The organism is Aciduliprofundum sp. MAR08-339, assembly GCF_000327505.1.
Lineage (GTDB): Archaea > Thermoplasmatota > Thermoplasmata > Thermoplasmatales > Aciduliprofundaceae > Aciduliprofundum.
Map to the genome: position 1 here is coordinate 1,403,204 of NC_019942.1, position 12,329 is coordinate 1,415,532.

At 45.5% G+C, this 12,329-nt stretch carries 14 protein-coding genes and 2 tRNA genes; 7 read left to right on the top strand and 9 right to left on the bottom strand.

Annotated features, from left to right (window positions below; genetic code table 11):
- The first annotated feature begins 47 nt into the window (after nucleotides 1-47).
- A complete protein-coding gene (tgt, locus tag ACIM339_RS07535; RefSeq protein ID WP_015284020.1) occupies nucleotides 48-1,133 on the top strand; it encodes a tRNA guanosine(34) transglycosylase Tgt in 1,086 nt (361 codons plus the stop codon).
- Between the two features lie 2 nt (nucleotides 1,134-1,135).
- Here the strand turns inward: tgt and cgi121 are convergent, their stop codons facing one another.
- Both cgi121 and lonB read right to left on the bottom strand, forming a co-directional pair.
- Nucleotides 1,136-1,561: a KEOPS complex subunit Cgi121 gene (gene cgi121, locus ACIM339_RS07540; protein ID WP_015284021.1), complete on the bottom strand. Its 426-nt coding sequence runs from the start codon at nucleotides 1,559-1,561 to the stop codon at nucleotides 1,136-1,138.
- Nucleotides 1,561-3,459 (bottom strand): ATP-dependent protease LonB, encoded by a 1,899-nt coding sequence (gene lonB, locus ACIM339_RS07545; protein ID WP_015284022.1) that lies wholly within the window; start codon nucleotides 3,457-3,459, stop codon nucleotides 1,561-1,563. Before lonB ends, cgi121 begins: the two co-directional genes overlap by 1 nt.
- 80 nt (nucleotides 3,460-3,539) lie before the next feature.
- Between lonB and ACIM339_RS07550 the strand changes: the two genes are divergently transcribed.
- On the top strand, nucleotides 3,540-4,319 hold the full coding sequence (locus ACIM339_RS07550) for a hypothetical protein (RefSeq protein ID WP_015284023.1): 780 nt from the start codon (nucleotides 3,540-3,542) through the stop codon (nucleotides 4,317-4,319).
- Nucleotide 4,320: 1 nt separating this feature from the next.
- Here ACIM339_RS07550 and ACIM339_RS07555 read toward each other — a convergent pair.
- Nucleotides 4,321-4,393: transfer RNA gene (locus ACIM339_RS07555), tRNA-Phe, on the bottom strand.
- Between the two features lie 87 nt (nucleotides 4,394-4,480).
- On the opposite strand from ACIM339_RS07555, the gene ACIM339_RS07560 reads away from it, so the two are divergent.
- Nucleotides 4,481-4,599, top strand: a tRNA-Leu gene (locus ACIM339_RS07560).
- Nucleotides 4,600-4,771: 172 nt separating this feature from the next.
- On the opposite strand, the gene ACIM339_RS07565 is transcribed toward ACIM339_RS07560, so the two are convergent.
- Entirely contained in the window at nucleotides 4,772-5,206 is a 435-nt protein-coding gene (locus tag ACIM339_RS07565; protein ID WP_015284024.1) for an EamA family transporter, read from the bottom strand.
- 78 nt (nucleotides 5,207-5,284) lie between these two features.
- On the opposite strand from ACIM339_RS07565, the gene wtpA reads away from it, so the two are divergent.
- The 4 genes from wtpA to ACIM339_RS07585 all read left to right on the top strand — a co-directional run bounded on the left by wtpA (nucleotide 5,285) and on the right by ACIM339_RS07585 (nucleotide 8,929).
- Nucleotides 5,285-6,274, top strand: coding sequence for a tungstate ABC transporter substrate-binding protein WtpA (wtpA, locus tag ACIM339_RS07570; RefSeq protein ID WP_015284025.1), 990 nt, complete (start codon nucleotides 5,285-5,287; stop codon nucleotides 6,272-6,274).
- Nucleotides 6,271-7,248 carry an ABC transporter permease gene (locus tag ACIM339_RS07575; protein ID WP_015284026.1) on the top strand — a complete coding sequence of 326 codons (978 nt, stop codon included), beginning with the start codon at nucleotides 6,271-6,273 and terminating at the stop codon, nucleotides 7,246-7,248. The genes wtpA and ACIM339_RS07575 overlap by 4 nt, the downstream gene beginning before the upstream one ends.
- Nucleotides 7,241-8,287 carry an ATP-binding cassette domain-containing protein gene (locus ACIM339_RS07580; protein WP_015284027.1) on the top strand — a complete coding sequence of 349 codons (1,047 nt, stop codon included), beginning with the start codon at nucleotides 7,241-7,243 and terminating at the stop codon, nucleotides 8,285-8,287. The genes ACIM339_RS07575 and ACIM339_RS07580 overlap by 8 nt, the downstream gene beginning before the upstream one ends.
- A 102-nt stretch (nucleotides 8,288-8,389) precedes the next feature.
- Entirely contained in the window at nucleotides 8,390-8,929 is a 540-nt protein-coding gene (locus tag ACIM339_RS07585; RefSeq protein ID WP_015284028.1) for a hypothetical protein, read from the top strand.
- On the opposite strand, the gene ACIM339_RS07590 is transcribed toward ACIM339_RS07585, so the two are convergent.
- Genes ACIM339_RS07590 through ACIM339_RS07610 form a run of 5 tightly spaced genes read right to left on the bottom strand, consistent with a single transcriptional unit; the run spans nucleotide 8,919 to nucleotide 12,266 of the window.
- A complete protein-coding gene (locus ACIM339_RS07590) occupies nucleotides 8,919-9,989 on the bottom strand; it encodes a TIGR04084 family radical SAM/SPASM domain-containing protein (RefSeq protein WP_015284029.1) in 1,071 nt (356 codons plus the stop codon). The two genes, ACIM339_RS07585 and ACIM339_RS07590, sit on opposite strands and share 11 nt — an antisense overlap.
- 30 nt (nucleotides 9,990-10,019) lie before the next feature.
- Nucleotides 10,020-10,841, bottom strand: a complete 822-nt coding sequence (locus tag ACIM339_RS07595) for a DNA-directed RNA polymerase subunit D (RefSeq protein ID WP_015284030.1) — start codon at nucleotides 10,839-10,841, stop codon at nucleotides 10,020-10,022.
- Nucleotides 10,842-11,228 carry a 30S ribosomal protein S11 gene (locus tag ACIM339_RS07600; protein WP_015284031.1) on the bottom strand — a complete coding sequence of 129 codons (387 nt, stop codon included), beginning with the start codon at nucleotides 11,226-11,228 and terminating at the stop codon, nucleotides 10,842-10,844. It lies immediately after the preceding gene.
- Nucleotides 11,228-11,815 (bottom strand): 30S ribosomal protein S4, encoded by a 588-nt coding sequence (locus ACIM339_RS07605; protein WP_015284032.1) that lies wholly within the window; start codon nucleotides 11,813-11,815, stop codon nucleotides 11,228-11,230. The genes ACIM339_RS07600 and ACIM339_RS07605 overlap by 1 nt, the downstream gene beginning before the upstream one ends.
- A 4-nt stretch (nucleotides 11,816-11,819) precedes the next feature.
- Nucleotides 11,820-12,266 carry a 30S ribosomal protein S13 gene (locus ACIM339_RS07610; RefSeq protein ID WP_015284033.1) on the bottom strand — a complete coding sequence of 149 codons (447 nt, stop codon included), beginning with the start codon at nucleotides 12,264-12,266 and terminating at the stop codon, nucleotides 11,820-11,822.
- Nucleotides 12,267-12,329: the final 63 nt, after the last annotated feature.

A 12,329-nucleotide genomic window follows, 5' to 3' on the forward strand; every position in this document is an offset into this window, starting at 1 on the left:
ATTAAAGATTTTGAAAAATTTTAATACCTTGCCACTATGCCAAATGCATGTTCAAAATACTCAGCGAAGACCGGGGCGCAAGGATTGGAATACTAAAGACAAAACACGGTGAGATACGTACACCATTCTTCATGCCAGTGGCCACCAAGGCCACCGTAAAGACACTCACACCCGAAGACCTGAGAAAATGCGATGTTAAGGCCATAATCTCAAACTCACTTCACCTATTCCTCCGTCCGGGTCTGGATGTACTTGAGATGCATGGAGGCCTCCACAACTTTATGAGATACGATGGAATAATATTCACAGATAGCGGTGGATTCCAGATGATTCGCAAGGGATTCTTCCTAAAGGTTGAAGAGGACGGGATACTATTCAAATCCCCCTACGATGGCAGAAAGTACAAGTTCACTCCTGAGTTTAGCAAGGAAGTACAGAGGCGTATTGGCAGCGATGTGGCCATGATGCTTGACTACTGTGCCGAGTATCCTGTGGACTACGAAACTGCAAAGATGAGCGTTATGCTCACAACCAAATGGGCAAGGATGTTCCCCCTGGGAGACCGGAAACAGCTGAGTTTTGGAATTGTTCAGGGAAGCGTGTACGAGGACCTGCGAAGAAAAAGCGCTGAAGAACTAGCGAAGATTGAGTTTGATGGCTACGGAATTGGAGGACTCAGCATTGGGGAGCCAAGAGAGGTAATGCACAAAATGATTGAAATCACCAATTCAATCCTCCCAGGAGATAGGCCAAGATACCTTATGGGCGTAGGCTCACCGCTGGACATTGTGGAAGCAGTGATGGAAGGTGTGGACATATTTGATTCTGTTTTCCCAACGCGCAACGGGAGGCATGGAACGGCACTTACAAGCAAGGGTATGCTCAATCTTCGTAAATCAGATTTCAGAACAGATACCAGGCCCCTTGATGAAGGGTGTGAATGCTACACCTGCCAGAATTTCACAAGGGCATATCTCCATCACCTCCTGAGAGAAAAGGAAATCCTAGGTATGCACCTTTTATCACTGCACAATGTATGCTTTCTGCAGAGTTTCATGCACCGCATTCAGGAGGAAATTGAACAGGGAAATTTGGAAAATTTCAAAAGAGAGATACAAAGAAAGTTTCTGTGAGTTTACCTGTGCAGATGCAGCATGGCCGAGTTTTCAAAAAATGCATCACATTCTTTGCCGGGTACAAGGGCATCAATCCCCAGATACTCTATTTTTTTATCCTTGCATTCAAGAACCGAATCGTCCCTTTCAAGATTCAAATCAAAGTCCTTTTCTGAGATGGCTGCAATTTCCTCTGCTCCATCTATCCCTGCAAGCCTCAGAGCATCTTTGATTTGCCTTCTTCCAGTGAGAATCAGCATTATCTCAATGTGCATCTTGCTTGCAATATTCTCTCCCCTTTCAAAATACCCTTTTGCCTTTCTGTACGCGTAAATCAAATGCTCACTACAACCCACAGCAAGGGCATTGAAAACGTAAATTCCCCTATCCGCAAGGGTTATTGCTTCATCCACGCTTATTTTTCCCCTATAGCCCTTCACAATCATTATTCATACACCGGAGCGGATTCCCTCATCTTTTGAAGCAACTCTCTCTTCTTCCCGCAATCAACAAGCGCATGCTCAATCACATCCTCAATGGTCTTTGCAGGTACTATCTCTATTTTCCCCTCATGCTCCTCGTCAAGGATCACATCCTGAAGATTCGCATAGGGAATTATGACCTTTTCAAACCCAGCATCTATGGCTGCCTCCACCTTCGCAGTAACTCCACCCACGGGAAGCACATGACCTCTGATGCTTAGGGATCCTGTCATAGCAACGCTCTGATCCACCGGTATGCGCTCCAGGGCAGAGAGAACTGCGGTGGCAACGCTTATGCTTGCACTATCTCCCTCAACCCCCTCGTAGGTACCAATAAACTGTATGTGCACATCGTAATTCGTTATGTGCTTTCCAAAGTACTTTTTGATTATAGCAGATACATTCTCCACAGCCTCCTTGGCTATCTCTCCCAGTTTGCCGGTGGCGATCATCCTTCCCTGATCCCTGGATTGGGCCGGTGTAACCTCAGCCATTATGGGCAAAACAATACCCGAGTATTCAGCCATACCGCTTCCGGCAGAGTACACAGCAAGACCATTCACTATGCCAACCGCCTCACCCCTATTTAGGAATGTCTTGTAATCCTTTTTAACCTCGATCAATCTATCTGCCACCTGCTGCTCCAGAGGCTTGGCAAGTTTCTTTGCACGAAGAACATGCTCCACATCCACATACTTTGCCCTGTTCTCTCTTGCAATATCACCTGCCACACGCACGAGACCTCCAAGTTCTCTCAAGCGCAATGTGAGTTTTCCCTTTCTTCCGGCTCTTTTCTGCGCCTCTTTTATCACCTCGGCCACAGCACCCTTGGTAAAGTGAGGAATCTTACCGTCCTTGGCAACCTCCTGGGCCACAAACCTGATCAATTTCTTCCTGTTTTCCTCGGTATCATCCATAACAGATTTCATGTATACCTCGTAGCCATAGCCCCGGATTCTTGATCGTAGGGCCGGATGCATGCCCTGAAGAGCGTCCAGATTACCTGCAGCCACAAGTATGAAATCACAGGGCACAGGCTCTGTGTGCACCATTGCTCCGGCAGAATGCTCACTCTGACCAGATATGGGAAACTTCTTTTCCTGCATAGCGGTCAGAAGGCTCTGCTGTGACTCTATGCGCAACATATTTATCTCATCTATGAAGAGCACACCCTTATGGGCCTTGTGGATGGCCCCTGCTTCAACGCGAAGGTGAGGAGGTGTCTCAAGACCACCGCTCTGAAATGGATCGTGCCTAACATCCCCAAGAAGAGCACCTGCATGGCTTCCTGTGGCATCCACAAATGGAGGCTTATCTTTTGGGGAATGTGATACTAGCAATTTGGGCACAAGTGCCTTCTCCTCCTTCTGAATGCCCGTGCCCATAAACATGTAGAGAAATATGGCTATGAATATGGACCAGAACAGGAAAGAATAATTTCCCGTGACTATAACTGCAATACCACCAATCATGAGAAGAAGGAAAAGAACAGACATCATGGTGTTCTTCTTCTCATTTTTTCTTTTTTTTGCCTCCTGCTGATACTGCTTCACTATGTACTTTCCCTGCCCTGCCGGAACGGTTTTTATTATGGGCCTATTTGGATCTTCCTCGTTGGGAAAAACGAGGATGTCCTCAAGTTCCTCTCTCGGAAGAAAATCAACCATACTCTGAGCAAGCATGCTCTTTCCCGTTCCAGGATCCCCTATGAGAATAACATGCCTCTTCTGTTTGGCAGCCTTTTTTATAACTTCAACTGCTTCATCCTGCCCAATGACCTGGTCCACAAGTTTGGGAGGAATCTTAATATCTGCAGTGGTCTCGAAATTCTGCTTTTTGATCCATTCATCAACGCTTTCCACAGAGATGAGAATATAATTTCATAGATAAAACTTTTGAAAATTTTGAAAAACTTCTTATGCTATTTTTCCTAATATCCCCTATGCTTTCCCTGGCAGCCGTTGTGCCACATGGCGATGAGATCCTCGTTCCAGATGAAGGTGCGGAAAAATTGCACAAAGCGATGCTCTTACTCCGAGATGAGATAGTAAAGAGAGAAATCGAAGAGTACGTGTTTATAAGCCCGCACAATTTGAGGATAGATACACACATTTCAATCCTTCTAACCGAATACCTTGAGGGTTCATGGAGATACAGAAATATAAGGTTCAGAAGAAAAATAAAGAGCGACAGGAGCCTTGCCTTTGAGATATACAACAGAGCAAGAGAGCTACGCCTGCCCATTGTGGGTGTGAACTACGGAGCTTTGGAGGGCCCTTTATCAAAATTTGTGCTGGATTGGGGCACTCTAATACCCCTTTATTTTCTTCCAAAACGAAGAATGACACTCATAACCCCCGCAAGGGGCATAAAAAAAGAAGAACTTGTGAAATTTGGAGAGTTTCTTGCAAAAGTTCTAGAGAGGAGAAATGAAAGATTTGCCCTGATTGTGAGTGCTGATCACGCCCACGCTCACAGTGAATGTGGGCCATATGGATATCATAAGGACGCGGAGAAATATGACAGAATCATAATGCAATCTCTGGAGACTCCAGAAAGTATACTTTCCATAGATGAGGATTTGATTGAGAATGCAAAGCCGGACAGTTACTGGCAACTTCTAATGCTCCTTGGTGCTCTAAGAATGAAAAAATTAAGGCTCCGATACAAAGTTTACCAGAGACCCACATACTTTGGAATGGGAGTTGCATGGTACGGATAAGTGCCGCGGGCCGGAATCGAACCGGCGACCTTCAGATCTTCAGTCTGACGCTCTCCCTGCTGAGCTACCGCGGCCCAAAGCCATGAAGGAAAAGGTGGATTTAAAATTTACGATGGCCGAAAGATTTATTTTACCCTTCAGTATAAGGGTAAGATAGGCATAGCGGGGTGGGGTAGCCAGGAAATCCCGCCGGGCTCATAAAGCCCCTTTGGAAAAGGTGATTTACCCCAAAGGGGCCTGTGAGACCCGGAGATCGGTGGTTCAAATCCACCCCCCGCTACTTTTATCACCGTTCATATGTTGCATTTTTCCCTGTTAGAGAAACATTTGCACACCACCATTTTATTACGAGATGATAAAACCCTGGGTTTAGGTCACCCAGAAAGTTCAAGATTATACACTCCCCCCCTCTCATGTGCAGAGAGGGTTCATTGATACTTTGGTATACTTCCTCACAACAGGGTCATAACAGCTATACCTGCAAATATCAGAAGCATGCCAAGGATCTTGGTAGTGGATAATTTCTCACCTATCAAAAAGTATGCAAAAAGAGCAACTATGAAGGCGTTGGATGCAGATATCGCAACCGTTGGCCCTGCAGGACCCTTGCTAAGGGCAATCTTTATTGAGTACATACCAATGGCAAGCGCAAATCCGGCAAATATGGGTAGGAGAAGATAAAGTGGAGGTGTGGCTCTCAAATTGCTCTGAAAAGTTCCCTGATACCAGAAATACCCAAGAAATGCAAGCCCCATCAGCCCAACGGCTAGCCATAGAATTACTGATGTGAATATACTGTCCATATTATAATATCCGGCCATCTTTACCAGAAAATTCGTCAAACCGAACATCAACATGGTTATGAGCGCATATACCCACCACTGCATAGAACCCGTATCGGGAAGTAGGATAAAAATTTAAGTAGAGTTTCGTTATATCCAATTGAACATAACGGAGGTATGAACATGAGAAGAATGGTGGGTGTGATTGCAATAGTGATACTCCTGCTGGGGGTGGCCATAGGGTATTACTACATTTCTGTACAGAATTCATCGGAGAAAAGCATAAGAATTCTCGCAGCAGGAAGTCTGGCCGTACCCCTAAAGGATATGGCCTCAAAATTTGAGAAGGAATACGGAATCAAGGTATACATAGAAACTGCTGGAAGCATACAGACAGTTAAGAAGGTTAGTGAACTTGGAGTTAGAGCGGATATCGTGGCTGTAGCGGACTACATGGCCATAAAATCCTATCTCATTCCCAAATACACGAACTGGTACATAAAATTCGCAAAAAACGAACTTGTTATAGTCTATACAAACCACAGCAGGTACTCATCCATAATAAATTCCACAAACTGGATGAGCATACTCCAGAAAAGGGATGTTCGCATAGGATTCTCATCACCCAACGACGATCCATGCGGATACCGGGCTGTGATGCTTTTCTATCTGGCCCAGTTAAAGTACGACACGGGAGTTTTCAATAACATCATACTCAACAACACAGGCATGAGAGTAGAAAACGGGACAATAATAGTGCCCCCGGATTCTTCCCTTCTGAAATCCACAGGGAAAATATTCATAAAACAGAAATCTGTGGATCTGCTTGCTGATGTTGAAAGCGGAAACATAGATTACGCCATTGAGTACCTCTCTGTGGCAAAACAGCACCACCTAAACTACGTACGCCTATCAGATTACGTGAATCTGGCAAATTCATCCCTGACTTCATGGTACCAACATGCCAAGGTTAAACTGGCAGATGGCAGGATCATGCAGGGAAGACCTATAAATTACGCACTTACCGTGCCATTCAACGCTCCGCACAAGGATTACGCCTACAAGTTCGTGAATTTCCTTCTTGGAAATGAGGGAAAGAATATATTGGAAAAGTGCGGACAGGAGCCCATATACGAAGAATACGGAAACGTTCCACAGGAGGTCAAGCGTTGAAAAACTATGCATTTCCCCTTCTCATTATTCTTTTAACCGCCATGTTCTTTGGCTCTATCCCATTTCTCGCAGTGCTATTTTTATCCACATTTCTTTTGATCTTGAAATCCAGAGACTGGAGATACATCATAGCCATAGCCCTTGGATTTCTGTGCATTATAAACCCCATACTTGGGCTGGTCTCAATACTGGCACTTATCCTTTTCTTGGAGCAGGATAATTTCTACCGTGCCGCATATCTCGCTGGCTCATTTTTCATCGTATTTATTTTGTTCCCAATACTCAATTTGCTCCTTTATTTCTCTCCATCTTCCATATACGATTCCTCACTCATAAACTCCATAATGGTGAGTTTTGTTGCATCCACCGCCTCAACTCTCATAGCGCTCGTCTTTGCCCTTCCTCTGGGCTACGTACTTGCAAGAAAAAAATTCCCGGGAAAGAGTGTTGTTGAAAGCATAATAGACCTACCAATTGTGATCCCTCACACCGTTGCGGGTATAATTCTGCTGCTTGTGTTTGGCCTCTCGGGGATATGGGGCGCACCCCTTGAGGAACTTGGGGTAAGATTTTACTACGCCATGCCGGGTATAATTGTGGCGATGTTGTTCGTAAGCGCCCCCTTTCTCATAAATCAGGTGAAAGAAGGTGTCAAAAAAATAGATGAGAGGTACGAGTTCATAGCCATGAATCTGGGTGCCTCCCGGGCAAGGGCCTTCATGGATGTGATCATACCTCAAATAAAGGGCAACATAATGACGGGCGCGGTAAACACCTGGGCTAGGGCCATAAGCGAGTTTGGTGCCGTTATGATGATCGCCTTCTATCCCATGGTGGCTCCCACTTACATCTATTTCCTGTACACAAATTACGGGCTTAGCAGGGCACTCCCAGCCACGGCATTTCTGCTGCTTCTAACCCTTGGGGTATTTCTGGGTATGCGCTTTGCATCGGAGAGGATGAAAAATGCTTGAGATAAAAGACCTGAAGGTGAAGGTGGGCGAGTTCAATATTGATGTGAAAAAACTGAAACTTGAAGATAGGGATTATCTCATCATTGTTGGTCCTACTGGAGCGGGAAAGACAGTGCTTCTGGAAACCATTGCAGGATTTTACACTCCAATTAAGGGCAAGATCATATTGAACGGAAAGGATATAACAGCTTCACCACCCAACAGGAGGGAGATATCCATAGTTTATCAGGATTACATGCTCTTTCCCCATATGACCGTGAGGGAGAACATAGAGTACCCTCTGAAATTGAGAAAGATAAATGGGAATGTGGAAGAACTTGCCAGAAAACTTGGAATAGAGAAACTTTTGGATAGATACCCTCCCACCTTGAGTGGCGGGGAGTTACAGCGTGCAGCAATTGCCAGAGCGGTTATCCTAAAGCCCAAACTTCTGCTTCTTGACGAGCCATTCAGCGCTTTGGATCCAAAGATGCGTGATTCTGCCCGAGCACTTGTAAGGGATTTCATAGCAGAACTTGGAATTGATACCATTCATGTGACCCATGATTTCTCGGATGCATGGGTCATAGGAAATAAACTGGCAGTTATGAGAGATGGGCAAATAGTAAGATACGGCCCTGTTGATGAAGTATTTGCAGATCCACGGAACGATTTTGTTGCATCTTTCCTTGGCTCTACAAACATTCTCAACGGAAGAGTGGTGGAAAATGATGACCTGACAAAAATAAAAATAAACGGAATAGCAGTATTCACGGTGGATTCTGCACAGATTGGAAGGAGGGTGCTCTTATCCGTAAGACCTGAAAACATCGTACTATCAAAGGAAGAACCCCGCGGATCACAGAGAAATGTGCTCTTGCTTGAAATCAAAGGTATGAGAAAGGAGGGTCACATAGTTTGGATAGATCTGGGAAATGAGAATCTGAACCTTAAGGCCATTCTAACTCCGAATGCCGTGGAAAGCATGGGTCTCACCGTGGGAATGCGAGTATACACATCGTTCAAGGCATCTGCCACAAGGATAGTGAGGGTACTATAGCCCGTCTCCGGGTAATCCTATCATTTTTCAAGGATTACCAGCCAGGCGGGCAAAAAGTCCATGGGTGGAGAAAACTTAAATTTTTTGCAGCCATGGGGAAGTATGAAGTATCTTGCTCTGGACATAATAACACTAATCCTGGCAATTTTGGGATTTGCCTACTTTTATGGAGATCTCATCTCTGGAAACTTCAACACTCTCGCCCTCATATATTTCGTTATCCTAGCAATTGGATACTTTGGCGCCATCCACATGCTCCACATAGGCACAAAAAGATTGATTGAAAAACTTGCAGAAGATATGAACTGCCAGTTCATAGATTCTGGGAAATATGCATTGAGCCACCGCATAAAATGCAAGGATATGATCATAGAATTCAATCTGAGGGGAAGTTACACCCCGGCCTCTATTCACATCTCCATGTTCGGAAAGTTTCATGAGGCAGATATAAGGGGTGGTGATAAAAAATCCAGAAAATTTGCAGAAAAACTTCAGAGATTGCAGAAAAAGTGGAGAGTTCGCGTTAATGATGCATACGTTTCGGAAGAGAAGGCAGAGGCAATAATAACCAAGTTTCCCTACGATGAAGAAAAATTGAAGGGCATAATTGAAGAATTCAGGCAAATCGTGATCAGGGTATGATCTCCGTGGTGTTGTTGAAGGCCGGGTAATAAAAATCCTCCTTTTTGTACATTCCCTCCTCAATCAAGTTCTCTATGACCTCTCTTGCCCTTTTCATTTCCCCCACAAGATGCCTCACTGTGCCGCATATTTTATTGAAACCCTCCATACCCCAGTATCTCTCCTTGTTGGCAAATAGACATCTACCCCCACAGATTGGGTATATATCGCAGGACTTGCACGGTTCATCCACATCCACCGAGTTTCTTAGCTCCTTCGGTGTTTTATTCCATATATCACCCAGGTTATTCCACTCGTACTCGCCTCCTATGGGGCAGGCTAAAATTCTCCCATCCGTTGTTATGGCAAATGCATCCCTTCCCGCACCACATGGTAAACCATCCTCTTGAAACAGCATTCTCTTTATCACGCCCTGAAAAGGCACAATACCAGGAATATTGCTCCTTTCAATCTCTCCAATCCACCAATCCGTAAGGCGCGTTATTCCGGGATTGTATGAATTGCGAACCCATGCGTCAAAATCGTGCCACGAATCATCGGGTGCCCACACCACGTTGAGTTGCCAGTGCACATGGTCAAATGGAAGGGTTAGAAGATGCATAACATCCCTGTATATGTCACTCTCCTCGCTCACAGCCATTCGGGCTATTAAATCTCCGCCGTAGTATGGACGAATTCTTCTCACCCTGTCCACAACCATATCGTAAACCCCACTACCACGGTAGAAATCGGTGACCTCACGTGGACCATCAATTGAAACGAGAATTGCATCAAGGCGATTTAGGTAATCCTCCGGTATTTTATGCAAAAAAAAGCCGTTTGTCTGCACCACGAATCTCTTAGCAGGAACCGAGTCCATAATCTCCATCATCACCTTCAAGCGCAGGGTGGGCTCACCACCGTAAAAGGCCACAATTGCATCGGGATCCTCCATAATAAAATTCTTTAAATTATCAATACTGTACTGTATCTCGTGGGGCATCACCTCTTCTGGAATGGTGCCTCCACAGTACCTGCAATGCAGATTACAAACCCCGGTAAGGAACACTATGTAAAGCATCGGGGTAGAATGGAAAAAGGTATTAATTATTTATCCCAGTGCCGCATGCTCACGCAGAAGTGCAAACCTCTTTTTAAGTCGCTTTATTGCATACTCAAGGGTATCAATTGCAGTCAAACTTCCATCGGTCTCAAACTCGAAGATGAAGTGGGAGTCATCCTCAATTATCTCGGGCTCTTCAAAGGAAAGCAATTCAGCCATGGCCTTGCATGGAATGTCATCTGTGAAAACTATGTACTCCTCATCCTCCTTTATCACATTCTTGGGACAGGAATCCTTTACCTTCTGCCACAACTCGCTATCCTTCTTGCTCACCCTTATCTCCCTGTGGTACTTGTAGGTCACGCCGCTTGTCACCTGCCACTTGGCATGCTCCTTGGCGGTGCCCATTATTGCCTCGGCCTCCAGAAGTATGGCCTGATGTTCCTTGAGCTTGACAATTGGAATTAGAGGATCCACAGGCCTAAATTTATCATCACCCACAGGAATGAGGTCACCTGAATAAACGGTTGCAGGCCCATGTTTGTTGAGTGTGTATGTCACCGTGCAAAGAGGACAGCCCTCATCTGGAGGATGGTCGCATTCATCTCTGAACTTCATATTCAAATCAGTGGGCAGAGGAATAAGACCCAGACGATGGGCAATAATCTCATCAAATAGAGGCGTGGATGAGTCGTAAACCTTGCCCTCCATGTCCCTGATCTGGCCATGGTGAAATATCACTTTGTGAATCGCCAGTTTTGGTATATCGTTTATGAGAGTTCTGCGCAATGCATTTGCCATGGCAGGAGTTATACCCCTAATTTCAAACCTTATGTACCTGTCCTGAACATCAAGGATGTTAAATTCCATTTAAACCCTCCTACCCCTCTTTCCGCCGGGCTTTCTCGTGCTATCATGCGGGATAGGTGTAACATCCTCAATGCGCAGAATTTTCATACCTGCCCTTGCCAGGGCCCTTATTGCCGCCTGAGCTCCCGGACCTGGACTCATACTCCTATTTCCACCAGGAGCACGAACTTTAACGATAATCTCCTCGATTTCCTTTTCCTTGAGTTGCTCGGCCACCATCTCAGCCGCCTTCATGGCGGCGTAGGGAGATGCTTCCTCGCGATCAGCCTTAACAACCATCCCACCAGATGCCTTGGCAAATGTCTCAGCACCTGTTATGTCCGTGGCCGTTATGATGGTATCATTATGGGAGGAATAAATGTGCACAACACTAACTCTGCTTGCCATTACTGTTCACCTCCCTCCTGAGTGGTTTCCCCCACACCCTCTGTTTCAACTCCGCCTTCTATAACCTGAGGACGCATAGGATGCATCTCATCTGCAAGAGGGGAGAACTTGTAGTAATCAATGAGTTCCTCCTCTTCAACCCTAACAAGATAACCGGGTATTGTAACCTTCCTATCACCTATGGCAATGTGACCGTGCACTATGAACTGCCTTGCCTGCTTTGGAGTGCGGGCAAGACCCTTCAGATACACAACAGTTTGCAACCTTCTGCGGAGAATATCCTCCACCGTCAGAGACAACACGGCATCAAGGGTTGCATTTGCCTCATTCAGGATACCCAGCTTTGTTAATTTCTCAAAAAGCAATTTCTGCTGCTTCTCAGCCTGAGGATCCCCGTATCTCAACTTGGCCTGAAGCTCTCTCGCCTGACCGCGGAAGTTGCGAAGTATGGATTTTGCCTTCCATATCTCTCTCTTGTTCTTTAACCCGTACTTCTTCTGAAGTTCCCATTCTTCCTTGATACGATCCGCTTCCCACGGATGCTTTGGGGTCTCGTACTTCTTCCTGTTGAACCTTGGATCACCCATCCACTCACCTCTTCTTCCTGCTAACTCCCACGGTTAGACCACTACGCCCATTTGAGCGGGTTCTCTGACCACGCACAGGCAGGCCCCTCTCGTGCCTAACTCCACGGTAGCATTTAATTCTCTTAAGTCTGTTAATATCATCCTGCTTCTGCAAATCAAGTTCCGTGGAGAGTACATGCCTGTCCTCTCCGGTAAAATAATCCTTACGGTGATTCATCATCCACCCGGGCAAGATCTCCTCCAGTTTCTCCTCAATTATGACCCTTATTTCCTCAATCTGCTCATCACTGAGTTCTCCAATTTTCTGCCTCGGGTTCATACTGAGGTCCTTCACTATGCCCTCGGCTACCCTGTATCCTATGCCCTTTATTCCCTGAATGGCATATATGATCGGCCTATTTCCATCCAGATCCGTATCGGCAATCCTGACGATATACTTGAATTCTGCCATATCCATCGCCCTTTATATGCGTGATATTGCCCCTAAACACCTTCACATATATATCAATTTTCC